Genomic DNA, 23,341 nt, shown 5'->3' on the forward strand with positions numbered 1-23,341 from the left:
AACTATGTGTCTTGAGGCAATTGCGGGCAGAAAACCGTTTCGCTCTAGCGATACTCGAAGATCGACCTGAATATCCCCGGCGCGATCACCGACAGCGGATTGACGTCGAGCACCGGCTTGTTGGCATTGCCCCTGAGGCGGTAGGTGACGCCGATCAGGCCGCGGTCGCGGCCATTGCCCAGAAGCGCGCCGACGATGGGCAATTCGCCAAAGATGCGGTTGAGACCGTAGGCAGGCATGAAGGTGCCGGTCATATCCATATTGTTGTTCTGGTCGTAGAGGATGCCCTGGAAGGTCGTGCCGATACGCGGGCCGCGCAGCACGCCATTGGTCAGCCGCAGATAGCCGCTGCCCTTGTCGATTTCGGCATATCCGCGCTCGAACTTCACCCGCGACGTGTCGAGCTTGCCCTTCACCGCCTGGTTGAGGCTGCGGCTGTCGCCGGCCGGCGTGGTCGAGACGATGGAGGCGAGCTTGGGTTCGTTGACGATGAAGAAGTTGCTGGTGTCGACCTTGCCCTTCATCGGCCCGTCGCTGGCCCCGGTCAGCGCCAGCGTGATTGATCCGCCTTCCATGTGCTCATAGATGTTGAGGAACCGCAGGATGGCGCCGGCGTCCGCCGACTGCACATTGAGCGAACGCCTGCCGTCGCCGGTGGTGTTGCTGATGGCGATGGCGGCACCCGAACTCGCCGTCGCGCTGACCTTCAGTCCGTTCACCCGCGAACCGGCCGCACTGTAGTCGAGCTTCAGGTTGGAGAGCTGCTCGTCGTGGAAACCGGTGAGCTGATTGACGTCCGCACTGACTGAAATATTGTCTGTTCCTGTCGTTTTGGTCGCGGTGTCCACATCGGACGTGAACTGCTTGATCAACGAACGAGCATCAAGCGCATTGCCATTGATGCCGACCGCATAGCCCTTGCCCGATCGCTTCACCGACACGGAAACATCATCGCCCCGGTTCAGGGTGACCCTGCTGAACTTGGCCGACGACAGCGCGCCGTTGACCAGCACGATGCCGCCATCGATGGAGAATGTCTTGCCACCGAGGTCGAAGTCGGACAGCGTCGTGGTGTCGCCGGCCTTGGTCATGACGAAGGTGGCGCTGGCGGGAACCCCCGCCCCCTTGCTCCAGCCGGCCCAGGGAATGTCCAGCCTGGCATTGGTCAGGTCGACCGAAACGTTCTGGTTGCCGCTGCCGCTCTTGTCGATCGCGACCTTCACCGTTCCACCAAGCAGCGGCGTCAGGCCGGGCATGGCGGCGGCGCGGATCTTGTCGTCGAGCACCAGGGCGACTTTGCGACTGCGCGCCGGCCCGTCATCCGTTAACGGCTCGACGAGATCGAGTTCGGCCGGAATGCCGTTCAGCGATGCCTTGGCCGAAATGACAGCCTTTTGCGGGTCGACCGTGATCGAGCCGTCCGCGTCCGTCACGGCCTGCCCCTCGAACGGCTTGGCCAGGGACAGGCCGGTGTAGTCGAGCGACACCAGCCAATCGAGCTTCGCCGTATCGACGCCCGACTGCAGCGGAATGTCCGCCTTGACGTGGCCGGTGACGCTGCCGGAAAGATCCTCAGGCAGGATGCCGACATGGCGCATGGCGTTGATCGGTTCGTAGGAGGCAAGCTCGGCGACGGCCGGCGCCTCCCCCTCCACATCGATGTCGAGTGCGCCGATGACCGGCGGACGGTTGGCGGCCTTGACCGTCAGCGTGCCATTGCTGGCCGCCACCGTGCGGCCGCTAGGCATGAAGACGGTGCCCGACGACAAGGAGACGTCGACGTCGTTGCCGTGGAATCCGACCACGCCCACCGCGTCGCGGATCGGCGGGATGCGGCCGGCAGTGTCGAAACGCGCGCCTTCGATCTGGAAGCGGCCGAAGACCTCGTCGGCGGAAAGCGGCACGCCATTGCCGAGGCGATCCGGCACCACCTGGAACTGGAGGCTGGCATCGACCACGCGGCCGCCGAACAGATTGTTCAGCACCCAGAGCCGCGCATTGCGCGCCGAAAACCACGGCCACAGCTGTTTGACGTGCGAGACCGGCATGTCATGGATGTTGAGCGCCAGATTGATCCCGGGAGCCTTGCCCTCGACGAATTCCACAGCCGCGGTGCCAAGCACCTCGCTGCTCCCGGCGGACCGAACCGCGATCTGCTCGGCCACCAGTTTATGGCTTTGCGGCTGGTAGACGCCGGCGATGCGCGCCAGGAACATCAGCGCGGGCTCAGGCGATTCCGATGGCGCCAAGGTCGAACCGTCGCTGGTCAGATCGTAACGGTAGGAGGGTTCCTCACCAGCCACCCCGGTTGCTGGTTTTGGCCCGATCGAGCCGCCGAAATCGAATGAAGACCTGCCGGTTTTCAAGAGCAGCCTGTCGACCTGGATCTTGTTGGAGCCATAGACAAGCGTCGCATTGAGATCGGCATCCGCCGGCAGCAGCCCGCGTGTGCCAAGATCCAGCACGGACCCGGTGGACGAAAGGGCGGCGGTCAAGCGTGATGCGGTGGCACCTGACCCTTCCGATCCTGTCAACTTCAGCGCGACGGCACCAAGCTTGCCGGAGCCGGCGGCGGTGGCGCCGGCATCCGCCAGATTGATGCTGGCATCCAACGCCGTCACCCGGTGCGCCGCGATGTTACGGGTGGCGGAAGCTACAACGGTGACTGTCCTGCCGTCGATGTCGGCGTCGGAGGTGAACTCCATGCCGCCCGGCCCCGACTGAACCACGGTGGCGTCGGCGATCTTGACCAGCTTGATCGATCCAGCGTCGGGCAACACGAACTCGACATTGCTGAGATCGATCCGGCGCATCGAATCTTCCCGCACGGCGTCGAGCGCACGATGGATGTAGCCGAACACGGCGTCCGACAGCTTCTCCGGATCGACGAGGCCGTTCTCGTTGCGCAGTGCCGCCGTCCAGTCGCCGCCGGACGGCATCGCCGCCATGACGATGCGGGCATCGGAGATCCTGGCGCTGGTCAGCCGCACCTCGCCCCACAAAAGCGGCACCAGGCGGATGCCGAAGCGCACACGCCCGGCATCGGCCATGGGTTTGCCGTCCGATGTCTTCAGGCTGACATCGCTCACCTGCAGCGCCACGAAGCTCGAACTGTCGAGCGTGATGCGGGCGGGCCCGACAGCGACATTGACGTCGACGCCCGCCAGCCTCTCGATGGCGCTCTCCGCCTCGACGCGCAGCCGGTCAGAACCAATGCCGGAAAGGCCGATGAGATAGACCGCCGTCGCGGCCAGCAGCATGAACGCGACCAAGCCGTTAAACACGCGCGAAAGGATGCGAAAGCCGCGGCCGATCGCCGCCTGGCCAAGAGGCGGGACGCGGCACGCGGACGGCAGGGCGCCCAGGTCGGTGATTTCGTCCCGCCTGAACCGGATCTTCTCGTGCTGCGGTTGCTCCTGATCCACGCAATCTTCCGTTGTACAAACTCGCTCGTGGACGAATCCCCGGTCGACACTATATCGGTGTGGCTTCGCGCGTAACCTCAAACAAGGGCATCGATATGGCTGACCTCGAAGTAGGCGATCCCGCGCCGCAATTCGATCTGCCGCGGGACGGCGGCGGATCGCTCAGCCTGGCCGCATCCGCCGGCAAGCCAGTCGTGCTCTATTTCTATCCTCAGGATGACACGACAAGCTGCACGCAAGAGGCGATCAGCTTCTCGCGGCTGAAGCCGGAATTCGAGAAGGCCGGCGCTGTCGTCATCGGCCTGTCGCCCGACAGCGCCAAGAAACACGACAAGTTCAAATCGAAATACGATCTCACCATCGATCTTGCCGCCGACGAGGAGCGCAAGGTGATCGAGGCCTACCGCCTGTGGGTCGAGAAATCGATGTATGGCCGCAAATACATGGGCGTCGAGCGCGCGACATTCTTGATCGGCCGTGACGGACGGATCGCCAAGATCTGGCGCAAGGTCCGGGTCAAGGGCCATGCCGAGGCCGTTCTGGAAGCCGTTCGCGCGCTTTGAGCGTCGCCAAAGCACACGACGCAAACGACGATCGTGGCGCTATTCGTCAGGCACCGCGTCGGCTTTCGGCTGCCGCCGGGTCTTCCAGGACTTCGAAACATGGTCCACATGATCGGCCAGTGCGGCGAGATGACCGCGCAAGCCGCGCGCACCCATTATCGACGACAGCGCGACTGATTGCGTGGCGAAGCGGCGCTTGAAATCCTCGCCGCCGCAGAGAAAATCAATCGTGGCAAGGCCACGGTCGAGCGACCACTGGATATAGTCCATCATCAGCACCATACCCGGCGAGGCGCGCTCGTGTTCGGGATCGTAGGTGGTGACGAAAGCCATCATCGTGCCGTGCTGCTCGAAGTTGATCGAGACCGCGATGATCGTGTCGTCAAGCTCCAGCACGAAAATGCGCAACAGCCCGAGGTCGGCCAGCACGGAAATAAGCGCGGCGAGAACCGGCGAGCCCTCATCGAACAGATCCGAAGCGCGGCCATGCCGAACGAGCCAGAGCCGCTTCAGCGTCGCGACCCGCTCGAGCACCGGCTCGCGCGGGTCATCCGCATCCAGGAGGCGGAAACGCAATGCGCCGCTCTCTTCCATGAACTTGCGGCCGCGACGATAGTTCTGCCGGCCCTTTTTCGACAACGTCTCGAACCATTCCGCCCCACTCTGCCAGGGACCAGTGACACGGTAGCTGATTTCACCGCGGTGGTTGGGCCGAAGCGCTTTGCCATGGGCCGGGTGCAGCAGGGCATGAACCCCGGCATCCGGCAGCAGGCGGTTGAGGTAGATCAGGTCGAAGCCGCCCTGATCGAAAACATGCTGCCAAAGGCGGGAGATCGCCTGCGGGTCGCTGTCGGGTGCAACCAGCGCGTCGCCATAGTCACTGTGATCCTTCGCCGCCCATTCGAGCATGCGGATGCCGGAGCGCCTGAAGGTCGCGAGCGCTATCACGCCCTCGAGCCGGTCGCCGTTCCAGGCAAGCCCAATCCTGAGGGCGCGCCGCTCCTGATGCGGGGTGGTGCGCCACCAGGCCGCGATCCAGTCGGGATGCTGGAAGACAAGCCCGCCAGCCCGCTGCCAGAGCGCGCTCCAGGCCGGTGCGATCTCGGCCAGGCGCACCGCCGATGTCACGATTTCGAAGGTGCGTGTCCGCGGGACGGAGAGCGTGACGGGAGCGTTCATGGCCGTGTCCCTTCCGATGGTCGCGCAGTCCGTGGCTGTCGCTTTCCAGGCCGGATGCGCCTGGCAACATGACCCCACATCCGCTTCAGCGGCATGACATAAAGGCCGGCGAGCGACTGGTAGTCGCGCACATCGCGGTCGACCAGTCCGAACTTGAAGTCCTCGTCGGGCCTCGGCACGCACAATGTTCCGAAGAGCCGGTCCCAGAACGAGAAGAGCAGCCCGAAATTCTTGTCGTAGTGGCGCGGATCGACGCTGTGATGCAGCTGGTGCCAATGAGGACACAGGATCAAGTTGTTGAGCGGGCCGAACGAGATCTTGAAATGCGTGTGCCTGACGAAATCCATCATCAGGATGTTCCGCATGACATAGACGTTGACGCCAAAGACGGTCAGTTCGACAAGGTTCAGCGAAATCAGCGACCAAATGCCGAAGCACAGCCCCACGATGAGCCCGTCCCAGGCCCGGTTCATCAACTCGTCGAGCGGATGGACCCGGTCCTTGGTGATCCCGACCAGCACCTCGGCCGAGTGATGCACCTTGTGCAGTTCCCAAAGCAGGGGGTAGCGATGCTGGGCGACGTGATAGAGATAATAGGAAATGTCGTAGGCGAGCAGCATGCTGATGGTGAAGATCAGCACCGTCACCGGTCCTGCCGGCCCCTCGATCAGAGGCGGCTGAAACTGGAACAGTGTCGAAAACAGCCAGTTGGTCCCGTAGCCCACCGCCGTGACGAAGACAATTCCGGCGGGCAGCATCAGGAAAGGCATCAGGGCCTTCCTGGTGACCCAGAACAGCAGGTCGGCCTTCGCGGAGGGATGGGTGATGACCTCATGGGGGACGACGAACTCGAAAAATTCTTTCCAGCTCTTCTCCTCGACCGTGCGCCAATAGGCCACGAGCGCGCTGACAAGGGCCGTCAGCAGCAAAAGCCCGGTCGCCAGCAGACTGGTGCCCGAAATCTTGTCGAGGATCTTGCCAACCAGGTCGTCCAGCATTCCTACCGCCACGGTGAATCCGAAATACCAGCAGATCTTTACTCGAAAAGAGTCAATTAAATGCAATCGAATACAGTTAAGAAACCTGGAGCTTGCTCAGCGCGTGACTGACCGCTGCTGGCGGAACATTGGTGCTCCTCGCCAACGATTTCGCGACGTAGCGGCCGTAGCTGGCGATTTCCATGCAACCTCTCGCCTGCATTGCGTGCATTCGGCGTCGCGCTGCCGATACGGCAAGCCTTTGTTAACCCTAATAATGTGTAATCAGGCGGTCGTGGTGTCGTAACGAAAGCTTGGTCCCGTGAACGCAACCGGTCAGTCCGCAGTCTTCGGCAGGCGCAAGGAACCGCACACGATCATCATCGCCCGGGGCAACGAGATCAGGCACTTCACGATCCGTCCCTGGCTGGCGGCATTCATCGGTTCAGCACTCGCCGCCATTGCCATCGGCTACCTCCTGGCCACATCCTATCTCGTGCTGCGCGACGACCTGATCGGCGCCACCACGGCGCGCCAGGCGCGCATGCAGCAGGCCTACGAGGACCGCATTTCGGCGCTTCGCGCCCAGGTCGACCGCATCACCAGCAGGCAGTTGCTCGACCAGCAACTGATGGAGACCAAAGTCAGCGAATTGCTCGAGCGCCAGACGCAGCTCAGCCAGCGGCATGGCCGTCTCGGCCCACTGCTCGAACGCGCCGAAGGTGATATCGGAACGGTGCCCGCCGAAGATCCGGCCGCGGCCGCCAAGCCGGACAAGCGCGCCGAGGTGACCGGCAGCATCAGCCAGCCAGCGCGGAACTACGCGGTTGCCAGCCTGGGCGCGGACCTCGGCACCGCCGATACAAGGCCCTTCTCCTTGTGGTCGACCCGCACCGATCCGCTGCCCAGCGACTCAGCCGCCGATCGCGCGGACAGGCTGTTCGTCTCGATCAACCAGTCGCTGAAATCCATCGAGAATGAACAGCTCAGCCGCATCAACACGCTCGCGGACAATGCCTACAAAAGCGCCGATGCCATCCAGCAGGCGCTGCAGACGGCCGGACTGCCGGTCGACAGTGATTTCGGCAAGAACGAAAGCGATGTCGGCGGACCGCTGATTCCGCTCGACTCGTCGATGATCTTCGACAGCAAGGTCAAGGAACTGGACGAGGCGCTGGATACGCTCGATCATCTCAAGAAGGAAGCGCGTCGGTTACCGCTTGCAAACCCTGCCCCTGGCCACTCCGTCACCAGTCCGTTCGGCGTGCGCACCGATCCCATTCTCGGCACGGCCGCGTTGCATTCGGGCATGGATTTCAGGGCGCCGATCGGCATGGCGGCCAAGGTCACCGCGCCCGGCATCGTCACCAAGGCCGGCTGGAATGGCGGCTATGGCCGCATGGTCGAGATCGACCATGGCAATGGCTTTGCCACGCGTTACGGACATCTCAGCGAGATCGACGTGACGGTAGGCGAGAAAGTGGACGCCGGCGCCGTCATCGGCAAGACCGGCAGCAGTGGGCGCTCGACCGGCCCGCATCTGCACTATGAAGTGCGTCACAATGGCGAGGCGATCGATCCGCTGCGCTTCCTGACCGTCGGCAAGAAAGTCGCCCAGTATCTCTAGCAAGATCAGCCGCTCGCTTGCTGAATCCGGAGCCGTCGGTCCCGGTCGAGCACACCTCTCCCCGTCATGCGATATCCCGCACGCCGTAAACCCCCATAGGATCGCGGCTCCTCAGCTTCCGGATTATTTTTGAATTCCATTTGACTGAATAAATATTTGATGCGAACCTTACGTCAAGTGGGGGCGCAAGGCATGGCATTGCGGGGGACCAATCAGGAGTTCGGGCGGCCATACAATCGGCGCATCGTGCTTGAGTCCATCCGCCGTCATGGCCCGATTGCACGCGGCGACATCGCCAGGCACGTCGGGCTCACCGTGCAGACCGTGTCGACCATCGTTCGCGAACTGGAGGAACAGGGCTACATCCTGTCCGTGCGCGAAGAGCCGAAGGGGCGTGGCCTGCCACCGGCAACGCTGCGCATCAACCCGGAAGGCGGCTATGCCGTCGGCATCCACCTGACGCCGCTTGGAATAGACGCCGCGCTGATCAATCTCAGCGGCGACGTTATCGAGAGTTCACGCCGCGAAGCGTCCAACGCGACGCCCGATCACGCGTTCGACCAGATCGGCGCCATGGTCCGCGACCTGACGGGCAAGCGGCCCGGCGGCCGCGTCATCGGCGTCGGCATGGCGCTTCCCGGCCCGTTCGATGTGGACTCCATGAGCTTTGTCGGCCCGACCACGATGACCGGCTGGAAGCATGTGGCGCTGCGTGAGCGGCTGACGGCCGCGACAGGATTGCCGGCGTTCTTCGAGAGCGACATGGCCGCGGCCGCGATGGGCGAGCGGCTCTATGGCATCGGAGCCCGCCATTCCGACTATTACTATCTCTATTTCGGCGTCGGGCTTGGCGGCGCGATGATGCATGACGGCAGCGTTCTGCGCGGCGCCTGGGGCAATGCGGGCGAGATCGGCCACATTCCCGTGGTCCCCGATGGCGAGCTTTGCCCCTGCGGCAACCGAGGCTGCCTCGAGCGCTATCTCTCGCTCGAGGCGCGGGGCCGCCGGGCCGGCAGCGACGCCGATTGGGTGGCGCAAGTCGGCCCGATCTTCCGCAACACCATCGCCATCATCGAAAACCTCTTCGATCCAGAGACGGTCGTGCTCGGCGGCCTGGCGGCATCGGAACTGCTCGAGCGCCTGGCGGACGCGGCCGAACCGCTGCACAATTCGGTTTCGGCCCGCGCGGACCGCAAGACGCCGCGCGTCATCGTCGCCAGCGGCGGCCAGCATGCCGTGCTGCGCGGCGCGGCGGCGCTCGCCGTTTCAGGGGTGTTGTCGCCACGCTTCGGGCAGATGTTCGCCGCCGAACGCGAGCGCGGCCGCGACATACTTTCGGGCAGGGAGATTGCCGCATGAGCGAACCCCTGCTGGTGCTCGACAACGTGACCAAGAACTACGGCGCGATCGAAGCGCTGAAGGGGATCAGCTTTTCCATCGGCAAGGGCGAAGTGGTGGCGCTGCTCGGCGACAATGGCGCCGGCAAGTCGACGCTGGTCAAGATCATAGCTGGCGGTCTCGAACCGACCTCCGGCCGCATGCTGTTCGAGGGCAGGGAATTCCTGGCCCGGTCGCCGGCGGAAGCCAAGGCGGCGGGCATCGAGACCGTCTACCAGGACCTGTCGCTGTGCACCAATGTCGATGTGGTGGCCAATTTCTTCATGGGCCGCGAGATCACCAGAAAGGTTCTCGGCATTCCGGTGCTCGACGAGCGCGCCATGGAAGCCGTCGTCGGCAAGGCGCTGGCCAGCGCCGGAACCCGCATTCCTTCACTGCGCACCAATGTCGAGCATCTCTCGGGCGGCCAGCGGCAGGCCATCGAGCTGAACCGCTTCGTGCATTGGGGCGGCAAGCTGGTGCTGCTCGACGAGCCGTTCGCCGCACTTGGCGTCGAGCAGACGCGGCGCGGTCTCGACATGATCCGCCAGGTGGCGAGCCAGGGCATCGGCGTCGTCATCATCACCCATATCATGCAGCAGGCTTTTCAGGTCGCCGACCGGATCGTGGTCATCCGGCAAGGCGTCGTGGCGGGCGATGTCGCACGCAACAAGACAAGTCCCGATGCGGTGATCAACATGATCACCGGAGAGACGCTTGCCGGTGCCGGACCGGCGGGCTGAGGGACAAAGAGGGGTCCGGCTTAACAGGGAGCCAACCACATGAAGCGAATACTTCTTGCTGTCTTCGGTATCCTGGCACTGGCCTTTGCCACGCTTACGCCGGCATTCGCCCAGTCCAAGGGTATCGTCTACTACATGGTGCCGACATTGCTCGACGAGTTCCAGACCGGCTCGGTGAGCGCGCTGGAGCTGTTCCTGAAACAGACCGGCTACGAGATGAAGACGCTGAACGCCGACAACAAGACCGACGCGCAGCAATCGCAGATGAACGACGTCATCGCGTTGAAGCCGGCGGCGATCATCCTGGCCGCCGTCGATTTCAATGCGCTGAAACCATCGATCGAGGCAGCGCGCGCGGCCGGCATTCCGGTGGTCGAGTTCGACCGCCAGATCACGTCGACACCGTCCGACTTCACGTCGGTCGCGGGCACCGTCGAGATCGGCTACGTCGCCGCCGAGCAGGCCGAAAAGCTTCTGAAAGCCAAGAACGGCTCGGTGAAGGGCAAGGTCCTGCAGGTGCTTGGCGATCCCGGCGATCCCTACACGCTCGACATCCAGAAGGGTTTCGAGCAGAAGATGAAGGCGTTCCCGGACGTCAAGATCATCTCGCTGCCGGCCATGCAGTGGGAGGCCAGCAACGCCGGCACCATCGTTGCCGACCAGATGCTGGCCAACCCCGACATCGACCTGATCTTCAGCCATGCCGCACATCTGTCGGTCGCCGCCGTCGCCTCGCTCGAGGCCGCCGGCAAGAAGCCGGGCGACGTCATGCTGATGAGCTCGAACGGCGCACCGGTCGGCCTCGACCTGATCCGCAAGGGCTGGCTCAACGTCGAGGTCGAGCAGCCGCTTTACGCACAGGCCGCTGCCGTCGCCATGTTCATGGACAAGGTCGTCAAGAAGGAAGAGATCAAGCCCGGCGAATACGATGTGCTTGGCCTGAAATCGACCCTCACCAAGGAAGCCTGGGGTCCCAACATCAAGATCCCGGGTGCCGCCATCACCAAGGAAAACGTCGACAACCCGGCTTTCTGGGGCAACCAGAAGCCGCCGACGGATACCGTCAAGCCGGTCGAATAGACAGGCGGCCCGACCGCTCCGGGCCATACGAGGCCCGGAGCCCTGCCCCTGCCCGCATGAAACGAGACGCAGGCAACCTGCCGCGGCCTTCATCCCGCACGCCAACCGGATCGACACATGAACCCTCGCACACGCCACGCCCTGGAGTTCGTCCTCGACAACCTCGTCTGGTTCATGCTGCTTTTTGTCCTGGTCGTCTTCTCGCTGTTCATCCCGAACTATTTCCAGCTCGGCATCTTCGCCAACATCATCGAGGCGTCGAGCGTGCTCGGCGTGATGTCGATCGGCCTGGCGCTGGTCATCATTGCCGGGCACATGGACCTGTCGGTCGAATCCGTCGCCGCTCTCAGCGCCATGGCGGTGGGCATCCTGTTTTGTTCCTCGGGCATCGGGCTCGGCGTGCAGTTGCGCCCGGAATGGCTGATGGTTCCGGTCTCGCTGCTGCTGGCGCTGGCCGTCGGCGGCCTCATCGGCGCCTTCAACGGCTATCTCGTGGTCAAGGTCAAGATGAGCGCCTTCATCATCACGCTCGCCTCCTACATCTGGGTGCGCGGCCTGGTGCTGGTCATTTCGGGCGGCCGCTCGGCGCAGGATCTGGCACCCGCCATCCGCTGGTTCGGCATCCAGCGCCTGGTTGGCCTGCCGCTTACCGCCTGGATCGCGGTGGCCTGTTTCGTCGTGTTCTCGCTGATCATGGCCAAGACCCCGTTCGGCAGGCACCTGGTGATGATCGGAGGCAATGAAACCGCGACCTTCCGTGCCGGCATCCGGGTGAACCGCAACCTGATCATCGCCTTCGTGCTCGCCGGCGCCATCGCAGGGCTGGCCGGCTGGCTGCTGGCGATCCGCACCTCGGGCGCCACCGCCAATCTGGGCGTCGGCCTTCTGTTCAACGCCTTCGCGGCCGTGGTTATCGGCGGCGTCAGCCTGAAGGGCGGCGTCGGCACCTTGCCCGGCGTCTACGCCGGCGTGCTCCTGCTTTCTGCCATCAACACGGCGATCAACCTGATGGGCCTGCCCGCCAACTTTACCCAGGTCATCCATGGCCTGCTGGTGCTGGCGGCCGTGCTGCTCGATGCATTCAAGCAAACCATTCGCCAGCGATTGGCGTGAGACGGGGATTGGCGTGACAGGACGGTTCGCATGACAGGACGACTGGAAAGCAAGGTGGCGCTGATCGTCGGCGGCGCGCGCGGCATCGGTAAGGGCATCGCGCTGCGCTTCGCCGAGGAAGGTGCAAGGCTGGTGCTCGCCGACTCCGAGACCGAGGCCGGGCGGGCAAGTGCGGATGAGCTTGGCGTCCCCTTCATCCGCACCGACATCTCGCAAATGAGCGACGCCGAGGCCGCCGTGGCGCTTTCGCTGAAACACCATGGCCGCCTCGACATCATCGTCCAGAATGCCGGCATCTATCCCTGGCAGTTGATCGAGAACACCAGCGCCGACGACTGGGACCGCGTCATGGCGGTCAATTTGCGCGGCACCTTCAACGCCAGCCGCGCAGCCCTGGTGCCGATGAAGGCGCAGCGCTTTGGCCGCATGCTCTACACCTCCTCCATCACCGGCCCGCATGTCACCAGCCCCGGCCATGGCCACTATTCGGCGACGAAAGCAGGCATCAACGGCTTCATTCGCGCCGCAGCGCTGGAATTCTCCGGCTACGGCATCACCGTCAACGGCGTCGAACCCGGCAATATCCTCACCGAAGCCATCCAGGAACATCGCGGCGCCGCCTATATCAAGAACATGGAAGATTCGATCCCGCTCGGCCGGCTCGGCAGCCCACGCGACGTGGCCAACGCCTTCCTGTTCCTCGCCTCGGACGACGCCAGCTACATCACCGGCACGACCATTGTCGTCGATGGCGGACAGTTGCTGCCCGAGGGCAAGGATTTCCGTATGGTGCCGCCGTGATACCGCGACGCGCAGCGGCCGGCTCTCAGCTGACTTGAAATGTGGGTTTGAATGGTGGGCGATGACGGGCTCGAACCGCCGACATCTTCGGTGTAAACGAAGCGCTCTACCAACTGAGCTAATCGCCCGCTCCGGGCCGGACCTTTAAGCGGTCGGGACCTGCTTCGCAAGGCCAAATGAGTGCGGGATGCCCTGTTCGCAGGCCGGATTTGCGAACAAAATGCCGGCTGTCAAAAAACCTTCTCCTGTTTGGCGTTATGATGGTTTGGTGCGCTTGACACCCGGTAGCGAACCCCTTATCCAGCGCCCCAACGACGAACACGGCTGACACGTGCTCGTCAATGCGCGGGTGTAGCTCAGTTGGTTAGAGTGCCGGCCTGTCACGCCGGAGGTCGCGGGTTCGAGCCCCGTCACTCGCGCCATTTCCCCTCAAGGATGATGATCCTTGGCTCCGGGGAAATGCCGACAAAATTGTCAAGGATCTCTCCAGGAACAGCGTGCTGAAGGCCTTCTTCGGCCCGGCTCTTCTTGGCTCCAAAATCACTCTTGCATGAGCGATGCCTTGGAATCCACGACGCGATTCCTGTGGGTCGCCAAGCAACGGACGAAGCGGCCCTGCGGACAGCGGACGACTTGGTCGTTGCGAATCTGCTTGCGCAATCGCCCACAACGCTCGATTCATGCCGCAGGCAGCCACATTGCAGTATGCTGCCGGAATGGCATGGAGGACGTAATGTCAATTGCACCGAACATTTCCACGCGCACGATATTCACGCTGATTTGCCTGGGTGGCGCGACGACGGCCGCATCCGTCCTTTTTCCCGCCGCCGCGTCGGCCGACCGGCTGCAGCGATGCGCTCGCGAGGGTGAGATCTGCCGCCTGCCCTATCCCGCCGAGGTCGTCTACGGCGCCAGGGGCCGCACGACCTCGCGTTACATCGAGCGCAACGCGGTACCCTGTTCGAACCGCGTTTTCGGCGATCCCGCGCCGGGCAAGGAAAAGTTCTGCTTCATCGTGAAGCGCGACCTTGACGAGTCGAACGACGACTACGATCAGCCACGCCGCGAGAAGTGGGCGGTCTGCGCCGAGGAAGGCGAATTCTGCGATTTCTATGGCCGCAAGGTGGTCAGGTATGGCGCCCGCGGCCGGTTCACGCAGGACGTGTTCCGCAATGGCGTCCAATGCGACAACGATGCATTCGGCGATCCCGCTCCCGACCAGGGAAAGCGCTGCTACGTCATGCAGTAGCTTCTCAACGCCCACTGACCCGGAGGCCAGAACGGGCTGGGCTCCGGGGCACCGCGAGCCCTGAGCAGCCTCAGCGGCGCTCGGCCAGCAACGCCTCGACCTCCTGCAATGTCGGCATAGACGGTGCCGTGCCTGGACGGGTCACCGAAATGCCGGCCACGGCGCAGGCGAAGCGCACCGCCTCCAGCGGCTCCGCGCCGCGCGAAAGTGCTGCGGCCAAGCCACCGTTGAAGGCGTCCCCCGCGCCGGTGGTCTCGACCACGGGTCCCACGCTGATGGCGGAAACATGCTCGGAGCGATCCTTCGTGTGCAGGAGCGCACCCTTGTCGCCCAGCGTGACGATGACCGTGCCGACGCCCTTTTCGAGCAGCTTGCCGGCGGCGGCGCGGGCCTCCTCGACCGAAGAAACTTTCAGCCCGGTCAACTCCTCCGTCTCTGTCTCGTTCGGTGTAAGATAGTCGCAGAGCGTGTAGATGCGGTCGGGTAGCTTTGCCGCCGGTGCCGGGTTGAGGATGGTCGCCACCCCGGCCCCGCGCGCGATCTCCAACGCCCGCATCGCGGCATCGATCGGCTGTTCGAGCTGCGTCACGAAAACTCCGGCACCCCTGATAAGGTCGGCATTGGCTTCGATGTCCTCGGGCGTGATCAGCATGGCAGCGCCGGGGCTGACGATGATGGCGTTGTTGCCGCTCCCCTCCTCGACGAAGATGTAGGCGGCACCGGTGTAGCTGTCCGGCGTGTCGATGGCGGCGCTCTTCACGCCGGCATCCTTCCAGGTCCGCTTGGCCATGTCGGCGAAGGCATCGACACCGAGGCGGGTCAGGAACGCGACATCTGCCCCCAGCTTGCCAGCGGCCACGGCCTGGTTCGACCCCTTGCCGCCTGGCCCCAGCTTGAAGGAATTGCCAAGGATCGTTTCGCCCATGCGCGGCTGGCGCTGGGCCCTGTAGGCCGTGTCGGCGACAAACACACCGAGGATGACGACCGGCTTGCCCGAGGCCATGCCGCTACTCCGCATCCGGCGGCACGACGCCCTTGCGGAAGGCAAAGCAGCCGTAGAAGCGGCGTTCGCCGGTCTGGATGACGCAATAGGCCTGCTTGGCGCGCTCGTAGAAGGCGTAACGCTCGACCGGCACCATCGGCCAGAACTTGCCCTCCGCGGCGTCGATCTCTTTCTGCACTTCCTTCTGCACGGCTGGGATCTCGTCCGGCTTTCCGACGATCTCCATTCGGGCGGCGGAATCATCGACGAAGGTGTCCAGCGGGTAGAGCGACAGCACCGCCTTGACCACTTGCGCCGCCGGCGCATCGATGCGGAGCACCCGACCGAGCGCCGTCTGGCGCGCCACCGAATCGGACGGGAAGTTGGTGTCGGCGATGATCAGGTCGTCGCCATGCCCCATCGCCCGCAATGCCTGGAGCACGTCGGCATTGAGCAACGGATCGATCCCTTTGAGCATGATGGTCCTCGTGGAGTGCGTTTGAGATCAGAGACGCTTGCCGGTCTCGGCGTCGAACAGATGGATATGGTCGAGCCTTGGCCGGAGCTTCAGCGTATCGCCGGGCTTGAAGTCATGGCGCTCGCGAAACAGCGCCACCATCTCGCCGTCGCCGAAGCGGAGGAACACCAGGGTTTCCGAGCCGGTCGGCTCGACCACGGAAATCTTCGCCGGCACGCCTTCGGGATGGATTTCGAGATGTTCGGGGCGCACACCATAGACGACGGAGCGCCCTTCCTCGACGGTGTTGTTCGGAGCGACCGGGAATAGCGTTCCGGCAATCTCGACGCCGCCCTTGCGCCCGGTACCCTTGAGCAGGTTCATCGACGGCGAGCCGATGAAGCCGGCAACGAAAAGGTTCGCCGGCCGGTCGAAAAGCTCCAGCGGCGCGCCGACCTGTTCGATGCGGCCATCGCGCATGACGACGATCTTGTCGGCCATCGTCATGGCTTCGATCTGATCGTGGGTGACATAGATGGTGGTGGTCTTCAGCCGCTGGTGCAGTTCCTTGATCTCGGTGCGCATCTGGACGCGCAGCTTGGCGTCGAGATTCGAAAGCGGCTCGTCGAACAGGAATACCTGCGGATTGCGCACGATGGCGCGCCCCATGGCGACGCGCTGACGCTGGCCGCCGGAAAGCTGGCGCGGGTAGCGCTTCAGATAGGGGCTGAGGTCGAGGATGTCGGCGGCGCGCTTGACCCGCTCGGCAACCACGGCCGGATCGGTCTTGCGCAGCTTGAGGGCGAAGGCCATGTTCTGCTCGACCGTCTTGTGCGGGTAGAGCGCATAGTTCTGGAACACCATGGCGATGTCGCGTTTTGCGGGCGGCAGGTGATTGACGACACGGTCACCGATGGCGATCGTGCCGCCGGAGACGGTCTCCAGCCCGGCCACCATCCTGAGCAGCGTGGACTTTCCGCAACCGGACGGGCCGACAAGCACGACGAACTGGCCATCGGCAATGTCGACGCTGACTTCGTGCAGAACCTTGACGGTTCCAAACGCCTTGGCCACATTGCTGATCGCGACTTGAGCCATCGTTCCCCCATCGGCTCCACTGGCCGTAGGCGCAGAAGCTAACCAACGCGACCGGTCAGGGCAAGTCGGTCTCTTATAGATAAAAACCCGTCCTCGTTGACACGGCGTTTGGTTGTGAGAATAGTGACGAGCGCCAATCCGAACGCCGGTACTCTACCCGAAAAAACGGAACGCGAAGCGACGCAGGTCGGGGTCCTGATTTCGCTTCTAAAAAGGCCAGCGCCCGGCACGATTGGCACTTTCGATTCACGACTAACGTTCTGGGAGGAAATAGTCCATGCGAGTAGGTCTTTACGACAAACTGGTACGTGCCGGCGCCACAAGGCGCGACATATTGAAGGGCGCGGCCTCGATGGCCGCGATCGCCGCCGCATCCGGCGCCGGACTTGGCGCGCTGACGCGCCCGGCTTCCGCCGCAAGCGAACTGCGCTCGAAAATCCTGCAGATCCCCGGGGTTGGCAAAGGCCAGCCGACAGACGCCGACTTCCAGAAGGTCGGCGAGCTTTGCCTGGAGGCGACCAAGGCCAATGTCAAGGAAGGCGAGTTCGCCGGCGTCGAGCTCACCTTCATGGGACTCAACAACCAGAACCTGCACAATGTGCTGTTCCGTGGTTTCCTGAAGCCATGGGAGACCTATACCGGCGCCAAGATCAGCTGGATCGACCTGGCGCAGGCCGACTACAACGCCCGCCTGCAGCAGTCGATCGCCACCGGCACCGTCGACTTCGACATTATCGAGATGGGCGCGCCGTTCGAGGGCGACGTCTGCGGCAAAGGCCTGACTTCGGAGATGCCCGACTGGGTCAAGAAGCAGATCGACTTCGACGATCTCGTCAACTACCTCAAGCCGCCCGTCGGCACGTGGGATGGCAAGCAGTACCGGGTCACCATCGACGGCGACGCGCACAATTTCAACTACCGCACCGACGTGTTTGCCGATGCCGACCTCGCCAAGCAGTGGAAGGATGGCGGGGCGACGAGCGAATGGGGCGTGCCTAAGACCTGGCAAGAGGTTCAGGCCGTGACCAAGTTCCTGAAAGGCAAGAAGTTCAAGGGCCAGGATGTCTACGGCTACCTCGACGCGCCCAAGCCCTGGGGCGGGTTCGGCTTCTACTTCCTGGGCAGCCGTGCCACCGCCTACGCCAAGCATCCCGACGACAAGGCCTGGCTGTTCGACGCCGACACGATGAAGCCACGCATCAACAATCCGGCCTGGGTACGCGCCATCCAGGACGTCATCGACGCCCTGCCGTCGGAGCCGGCCGACCAGATCAATGCCGACCCGAACACCACCGCCTTCCAGCAGTTCCTGGCCGGCACCGGCTCGATGATCCCCTGGTGGGGCGACGTCGGCTCGAACGTCAAGACCAATGACAGCTCGGTCATCGGCGATGTCACCGGCTTCTCGATCCTGCCGGGCTCCGACGATGTCTACAACTCCAAGACCGGCAAGTGGGAGAAGCTCGCCAGCGGCCCGAACTATTCGCCCAACTGCGCCTATCTCGGCTGGGGCGTCTATGTCATGGCCCGCGTCGATAGCGACGAAAAGAAGAAGAAGGCGGCATGGTCGGCCGCCGCCCATCTCGGCGGCAAGGACCTGTCGATCTGGACGGCGATGTATCCGTCGGGCTTCCAACCCTACCGCAATTCGCACTTCGACATTCCGGAGTGGGTGGCGGCCGGCTACGACGAGGCGTTCATCACCTCATATCTGAAGTCGGAAGGCGACAGCTACAATCATCCCAACGCGGCGATCGAGCCGCGCATCCCCGGCATCTTCCAGTATTACAGCGCCGCCGAGGATATCCTGGCCAACACCTTCGCCGGGAAGATGAAGGCGCAGGAAGGCGCCGATGCCATCGCAGCCGCCTGGGAGAAGCTGACCGACCAGATTGGCCGCGACAAGCAGATCAAGCTCTACAAGGCCTCGCTCGGCATGTAGGCTGCCCTGTGAACCGTGGTCCGGCGGCAACGCCGGGCCACAGCCTTCCCTTCCAAACGGGCGAGATTTGTGACTGACCAGACTTCGACCGCGACCCGGTGGCCGGCAGACGCCGCCCCCTATGATCTGATCCCGCCGGGCCGCAGGCGTCTGGGTTGGGCGCTGATGGCGATTGCCACGCTCGGCCTGTTGGCAATGATCGTGGTGCAGATCCTCTACAAGACCGAGGTCGATACGATCGGCTTCGAGACATGGCGGCCCGTGGTCTACGCCTATGTGCTGTGGGGTGTGGCGATCGGCATCGGCCAGGTTCTGACACGCGGCGAGGACGGCCAGCGCGCGCTGTTCCTGCTGCCGGCCCTTTTGTTCACCATTGCGATGGTGATCTTCCCGACCCTGTTCGGCTTCTACATCGCGCTGACCGATTGGAACCTCTCCTCCTTCAGCGGCCGCAGGTTCAACGGGCTCGACAATTTCTGGCAGATGCTCGCCGACCCCTACTACCGCAACGCCCTGTTCAACATGGTGCTCTATGTGCTGGCGGTGCTGGTCGAATATGTCATCGCCTTTGGCCTGGCACTGCTCCTCAACGCGCAGATCCGGGCTCGCAAGTTCTTCCGGGTGGTGTTCCTGATGCCGCTCATGCTGTCGCCGGTCGCGGTCTCGTGGATGATCGGCAAGTCGCTGATGGAATACCGCTTTGGACCGGCAGCCACGCTGGCGCGCCATCTCGGCTGGGAAGACCCGGCCTTCTTCTCGAACCCGATCACCGCCCGCATCTCGATCATGCTGCTGGACGCCTGGACCTTCATCCCGTTCATGATGATCATGCTGCTGGCAGGGCTGCAGGCGATGTCGCGCGAGGTGCTGGAGGCGGCACGTGTCGACGGCGCCACGGCCTGGCAAACCTTCTGGCAGGTCACTTTCCCGCTGATGCTGCCGGTGTCGGTGACGGCGGTGATCCTGCGCATCATCTTCAAGCTGAAGCTTGCCGACATCATCATCACGGTCACCTCGGGCGGTCCGGGCGGCGCCACCGATTCGGTCTCGAGCTTCATCTACCGCGAATACCGCGACCGCTCGAATGTTGGCTATGGCACCATGCTGGCGATGGCCTATCTCGTCATCATCGTGGTGTTCGTGACCTGGCTGTTGAAGTTCGCCAGCCGTTTCGTGCGCAATGTGAATTAGGTAGAGATGAGCGTTCAGACCACCGACTACGTCGCATCCGAAATCCGCTCGCCGGCGAGCTTCCTCGCCAGCCGCGTCTTCATCTATGGTGCGCTCGCCTGCTGGGGCTTCATCTGCCTGTTTCCGATCTATTGGACCATCACCACATCCTTCAAGACGGCGGTGGATGTCACCCAGGGCCACCTGATCCCGTTCGTGGACTTCCAGCCGGATTGGAAAGGCTGGCGATCGCTTGGCCTGTCGCCGGACTCGATCTTCCAGACATCGACCGTGCGCGACGAGTTCCTCAAGCGCTTCATGAATTCGGTCATCACCTCGGTTGGCGCGTCGAGCCTGGCGATCATCATCGGCAGCCTCGCCGCCTATGGCCTGACCCGCTACCGCTACCATTTCGCCTGGTTCAAGAACGAGGACATCTCCTTCTTCTTCCTGTCGCAGCTCATCCTGCCGCCGGTGGTGCTGGCCCTGCCCTTCCTGGTGCTCTACCGTGAAGTCGGATTGCTCGATACCCGCGTCGGACTGATCCTGCTCTACACGCTGATGGTGCTGCCGATCGTCATCTGGATCATGCGCGACCAGTTCAATTCCATCCCCGTCGAACTCGAGGAAGCAGCCCTCGTCGACGGCCTGTCGATCTGGGGCGCCTTTTTCCGTATTGTCATGCCGATCGCGCTGCCGGGCATGGTGGCCGCCTTCATCCTGGCGATGGTGCTGTGCTGGAACGAGTACTTCTTCGCCGCCCTTTTGACCTCGACGGACGCCAAGACTATTCCCGTCATGGTCGCCAGCCAGACGGGCTCGCAAGGCATCAACTGGTGGTCGATGGCGGCGCTTGCCACGGCCGCGATCGCGCCGCTTGCCGTCATCGGCATCGCCCTGGAGCGCTACCTGATCATGGGCATGACCGCTGGCGCGGTGAAGTGACCGGCGCCCTTTTTTCTCCGCGCTAGGCCTTCAGGATCGCGCGCAGATGATCCATGATCATGGCGACGCCCTTCTGTCCAAGTGCTGCCGAGGCTTCCGCCGCAGTCGCCGTATACCAGCTTTTGTTGTCCGCAAAATGCGCGGCGTCCACCGCTTCCGGGCATAGCGCCAGCATCAGCGATGTCTCGCCGATGCCGGCGTGGTCGAACGGATATTTGCCGTTCATGGCGGCCGGCATCAGCGGGTGCACCTGCACCCAGTTGAAGAAGTTTTCGCCCTCGGCATGTCCGGCATAATAGTCGGCCATCGTCTCTGAACCCCACCAGCCCTCGCCACGCTGCTTCTCGAGGAAGCGGAAGATCGCCTGTCTGCCTGCTGTCTTGAAGGCGAGATCCGTCGGCATGCCGGCAGCGAAATTCTCGGTCTGGTGATGAATGATGGCGTGGATGTTGCGAAACCCAATGCGCAGCAGGCTGTAGAACAGCGCCTCGCCGAATGGCGCCAGTTGATTGCCGCCGACCTGGACGGAGCCGCTGCCTTCCGGCGGTGCCACGGCATAGCTCGCCGCGCCATAGTAGAAGGGCGGCAGGATGACGACATCGCTCTCTTTTTCGAACAGCTCCAGCGTCTTGACGACTGCCAGCGTATCCATGCCGACGGCCATGTGCTCGCCATGGTATTCCAGCACGCCGAGCGGCAGCGCGACCGGCCAATTCTGGGCGATTGCCTTTCGGATCTGGTGCGGCAGCATCAGTTCATAGCGCATGATCTATTCCATGTTGGTGTGGCGGGCGCGCATGGCTTCCGGCGACGCCGCGGTCATCTCCCTGAGTTTCAGCACCATGATCTCGAACAGCACGAACAACGCGCCCTCGAACACCGAGCCCATCGGCAGCACCGACGTCTTTTGCGGCCCCTGGTCGTCGGCCATGGTCTGCGCCGGGATCAGCAGCGTCAAATCGGCCAGCCCTGCGGCGCTGCCGCCTGCCTGGGCGGTCAGGAGCAGCACGGTGGCGCCTGCCTCGCGCGCGATGCGCATCAGGGTGAGTACGGTCGAGGTTTCGCCGGGTCCGGAACTGACAAGCAGGACATCGCCCTGCCCTACAGGCGGGGTGGTCATGTCGCCGACGACCGAAACCGGCAGGCCCAGATGATAAAGCCGCATGGCAAAGCCCTTCACCTGCAGGGCCTCGCGGCCGCAGCCATAGACGACGATCTGTCTGGCACCGACCAGCATCCCACAGGCGGCGTCGATCCGATCACCGTCGACGCGCGCCAGCACCGCGCCAAGCTCGTCGAGCGCGGTCTTGAACATCTCCGAGCTGGAATTGCTCACGGCCGCGCCTGCGCGCCGGCAATCGAATTGGATTGGCAATTCCTGATCACGCTTTTCCCCGGAACAGCTTGATTTCGTTCATGCTAGCAACCGGGAAAATGCGTGTCCAACGCTCAGCGGCGCTTTTGCCAAGCCACAAGCGTGATAGTGTCATGTCAGACAAATCAATCCGGGAAAATTTCAAGATATGAAGTCACGGCATTTCGACCGCATCGGCAATGGCGGCATCACCTTCACGGAGCTGGGTTTCGGTACAGCGCCGCTCGGCAATCTTTACCGCGCCGTCTCCGACGAGGATGCCAATGCGACGCTGGAGGCCGCCTGGGCGACCGGCTGCCGCTATTATGACACCGCGCCCCTCTATGGGCTCGGCCTATCGGAAACGCGCCTCAATCCGTTCCTGCGATCCAGGAAGCGCGACGACTACGTGCTGTCGAGCAAGGTCGGCCGCATCATGCGCGCCTGCCCGCCAGAAGAGCGCACCGGCATCGGCAAGTTCTTCGACACGCCGTCGCGCAAGGAGGTCTACGATTACAGCTATGACGGTGTCATGCGCTCGTTCGAGGCCTCGCTGGAGCGGCTTGGCGTCGACCGCATCGACATCCTGTTCGTACACGATGTCGATATCTTCACCCACGGCAGCAAAGAGGCGTCCGACCGGCGCATCGAGGAGTTCATGCGCTCGGGCTATTATGGCCTGCTCGCCTTGCGCGACCAGCGCGTCATCAAGGCGTTCGGCGGCGGCATCAACGAATGGCAGGTGGCCCAGACCCTGGCCGAGCGCGGCGATTTCGACCTGTTCCTGCTTGCCGGGCGCTATACGCTGCTGGAACAGGAGGCGCTGACATCGTTCCTGCCGCTTTGCCAGAAACGCGGCATCGGCATCGTTCTCGGCGGCCCGTACAATTCCGGCATCCTGGCCACCGGACCGAAGTCCGGCGCTTACTACAATTATTCCGAGGCGCCGCAGGAAGTGCTCGATCGCGTGGCGCGCATCGAGGCCGTCTGCAAGCGCCATGGGGTCAGGTTGATCGAAGCCGCCCTGCAGTTCCCGCTGTTGCACCCGTCGGTGGTTTCGGTCATCCCCGGCGGTCAGCGGCCTGAAGAGGTCGAGAGCAACCGCTCGCTGCTGGACGCGAAACTCCCTGCAGCGCTCTGGGCCGACCTCAAGAACGAAGGCCTCATGGGCGCCGACGCCCCGACAGCTTGAAGAGCTACCGTCCGGCCCAATACGCCGAAAAAAGAAAAGCCGGGCAAGCCCGGCTTTTCTGGTTTTT

Annotated in this window: 20 protein-coding genes and 2 tRNA genes; 13 read left to right on the forward strand and 9 right to left on the reverse strand. The window is 63.4% G+C overall.

Going from position 1 to position 23,341, the window contains the following annotated elements; genetic code table 11:
- Positions 1–44 precede the first annotated feature (44 nt).
- Positions 45–3,425 (reverse strand): DUF3971 domain-containing protein, encoded by a 3,381-nt coding sequence (locus FJW04_RS25725; protein ID WP_140717480.1) that lies wholly within the window; start codon positions 3,423–3,425, stop codon positions 45–47.
- 95 nt (positions 3,426–3,520) lie between these two features.
- Between FJW04_RS25725 and FJW04_RS25730 the strand changes: the two genes are divergently transcribed.
- The gene (locus FJW04_RS25730; RefSeq protein ID WP_015318177.1) at positions 3,521–3,988 is read left to right on the forward strand and encodes a peroxiredoxin; all 468 of its coding nucleotides are present in this window, start codon (positions 3,521–3,523) and stop codon (positions 3,986–3,988) included.
- A 39-nt stretch (positions 3,989–4,027) separates the two neighbouring features.
- Here the strand turns inward: FJW04_RS25730 and FJW04_RS25735 are convergent, their stop codons facing one another.
- Both FJW04_RS25735 and FJW04_RS25740 read right to left on the reverse strand, forming a co-directional pair.
- Positions 4,028–5,167, reverse strand: a complete 1,140-nt coding sequence (locus FJW04_RS25735) for a GNAT family N-acetyltransferase (RefSeq protein WP_140717482.1) — start codon at positions 5,165–5,167, stop codon at positions 4,028–4,030.
- On the reverse strand, positions 5,164–6,165 hold the full coding sequence (locus tag FJW04_RS25740; protein WP_140717484.1) for a sterol desaturase family protein: 1,002 nt from the start codon (positions 6,163–6,165) through the stop codon (positions 5,164–5,166). The genes FJW04_RS25735 and FJW04_RS25740 overlap by 4 nt, the downstream gene beginning before the upstream one ends.
- 301 nt (positions 6,166–6,466) lie before the next feature.
- Between FJW04_RS25740 and FJW04_RS25745 the strand changes: the two genes are divergently transcribed.
- The 6 genes from FJW04_RS25745 (at position 6,467) to FJW04_RS25770 (ending at position 12,885) form a co-directional block, all read left to right on the forward strand.
- Positions 6,467–7,771, forward strand: coding sequence for a M23 family metallopeptidase (locus FJW04_RS25745; RefSeq protein WP_140717486.1), 1,305 nt, complete (start codon positions 6,467–6,469; stop codon positions 7,769–7,771).
- A gap of 192 nt (positions 7,772–7,963) precedes the next feature.
- The gene (locus tag FJW04_RS25750) at positions 7,964–9,130 is read left to right on the forward strand and encodes an ROK family transcriptional regulator (protein ID WP_140717488.1); all 1,167 of its coding nucleotides are present in this window, start codon (positions 7,964–7,966) and stop codon (positions 9,128–9,130) included.
- Positions 9,127–9,891, forward strand: a complete 765-nt coding sequence (locus tag FJW04_RS25755; RefSeq protein ID WP_140717490.1) for an ATP-binding cassette domain-containing protein — start codon at positions 9,127–9,129, stop codon at positions 9,889–9,891. The genes FJW04_RS25750 and FJW04_RS25755 overlap by 4 nt, the downstream gene beginning before the upstream one ends.
- A gap of 39 nt (positions 9,892–9,930) precedes the next feature.
- Positions 9,931–10,971, forward strand: a complete 1,041-nt coding sequence (locus FJW04_RS25760; protein WP_140717492.1) for a sugar ABC transporter substrate-binding protein — start codon at positions 9,931–9,933, stop codon at positions 10,969–10,971.
- 117 nt (positions 10,972–11,088) lie between these two features.
- Positions 11,089–12,084 (forward strand): ABC transporter permease, encoded by a 996-nt coding sequence (locus FJW04_RS25765; protein ID WP_140717494.1) that lies wholly within the window; start codon positions 11,089–11,091, stop codon positions 12,082–12,084.
- A 30-nt stretch (positions 12,085–12,114) separates the two neighbouring features.
- A complete protein-coding gene (locus FJW04_RS25770) occupies positions 12,115–12,885 on the forward strand; it encodes an SDR family oxidoreductase (RefSeq protein ID WP_140717496.1) in 771 nt (256 codons plus the stop codon).
- 52 nt (positions 12,886–12,937) lie between these two features.
- Here the strand turns inward: FJW04_RS25770 and FJW04_RS25775 are convergent.
- Positions 12,938–13,013 (reverse strand) — tRNA-Val (locus FJW04_RS25775).
- Between the two features lie 217 nt (positions 13,014–13,230).
- Here FJW04_RS25775 and FJW04_RS25780 point away from each other — a divergent pair.
- Positions 13,231–13,307: transfer RNA gene (locus FJW04_RS25780), tRNA-Asp, on the forward strand.
- A gap of 311 nt (positions 13,308–13,618) precedes the next feature.
- The gene (locus tag FJW04_RS25785) at positions 13,619–14,134 is read left to right on the forward strand and encodes a hypothetical protein (RefSeq protein WP_140717498.1); all 516 of its coding nucleotides are present in this window, start codon (positions 13,619–13,621) and stop codon (positions 14,132–14,134) included.
- Positions 14,135–14,204: 70 nt separating this feature from the next.
- On the opposite strand, the gene rbsK is transcribed toward FJW04_RS25785, so the two are convergent.
- From rbsK to ugpC, 3 genes are read right to left on the reverse strand one after another with little or no spacing between them, the layout of a single operon-like run.
- Positions 14,205–15,137, reverse strand: coding sequence for a ribokinase (gene rbsK, locus FJW04_RS25790; RefSeq protein WP_140717500.1), 933 nt, complete (start codon positions 15,135–15,137; stop codon positions 14,205–14,207).
- 4 nt (positions 15,138–15,141) lie between these two features.
- Positions 15,142–15,594, reverse strand: coding sequence for an RbsD/FucU family protein (locus FJW04_RS25795; RefSeq protein ID WP_140717502.1), 453 nt, complete (start codon positions 15,592–15,594; stop codon positions 15,142–15,144).
- A gap of 27 nt (positions 15,595–15,621) precedes the next feature.
- The gene (ugpC, locus tag FJW04_RS25800) at positions 15,622–16,671 is read right to left on the reverse strand and encodes a sn-glycerol-3-phosphate ABC transporter ATP-binding protein UgpC (protein WP_140717504.1); all 1,050 of its coding nucleotides are present in this window, start codon (positions 16,669–16,671) and stop codon (positions 15,622–15,624) included.
- Positions 16,672–16,948: 277 nt separating this feature from the next.
- On the opposite strand from ugpC, the gene FJW04_RS25805 reads away from it, so the two are divergent.
- The 3 genes from FJW04_RS25805 (at position 16,949) to FJW04_RS25815 (ending at position 20,728) form a co-directional block, all read left to right on the forward strand.
- Positions 16,949–18,613, forward strand: a complete 1,665-nt coding sequence (locus FJW04_RS25805) for a sugar ABC transporter substrate-binding protein (protein WP_015318190.1) — start codon at positions 16,949–16,951, stop codon at positions 18,611–18,613.
- A 69-nt stretch (positions 18,614–18,682) separates the two neighbouring features.
- The gene (locus FJW04_RS25810; RefSeq protein ID WP_140717506.1) at positions 18,683–19,804 is read left to right on the forward strand and encodes a sugar ABC transporter permease; all 1,122 of its coding nucleotides are present in this window, start codon (positions 18,683–18,685) and stop codon (positions 19,802–19,804) included.
- Between the two features lie 6 nt (positions 19,805–19,810).
- A complete protein-coding gene (locus FJW04_RS25815) occupies positions 19,811–20,728 on the forward strand; it encodes a carbohydrate ABC transporter permease (RefSeq protein ID WP_023773222.1) in 918 nt (305 codons plus the stop codon).
- A gap of 22 nt (positions 20,729–20,750) precedes the next feature.
- On the opposite strand, the gene FJW04_RS25820 is transcribed toward FJW04_RS25815, so the two are convergent.
- Entirely contained in the window at positions 20,751–21,494 is a 744-nt protein-coding gene (locus FJW04_RS25820) for a creatininase family protein (RefSeq protein WP_140717508.1), read from the reverse strand.
- 3 nt (positions 21,495–21,497) lie between these two features.
- Positions 21,498–22,064, reverse strand: a complete 567-nt coding sequence (locus FJW04_RS25825; RefSeq protein ID WP_140717510.1) for an SIS domain-containing protein — start codon at positions 22,062–22,064, stop codon at positions 21,498–21,500.
- Positions 22,065–22,251: 187 nt separating this feature from the next.
- Between FJW04_RS25825 and FJW04_RS25830 the strand changes: the two genes are divergently transcribed.
- Positions 22,252–23,274, forward strand: coding sequence for an aldo/keto reductase (locus tag FJW04_RS25830; protein ID WP_140717512.1), 1,023 nt, complete (start codon positions 22,252–22,254; stop codon positions 23,272–23,274).
- Positions 23,275–23,341: the final 67 nt, after the last annotated feature.

The organism is Mesorhizobium sp. B2-7-3 (assembly GCF_006440715.1).
In the GTDB taxonomy this organism is placed as follows: Bacteria; Pseudomonadota; Alphaproteobacteria; order Rhizobiales; family Rhizobiaceae; genus Mesorhizobium; species Mesorhizobium australicum.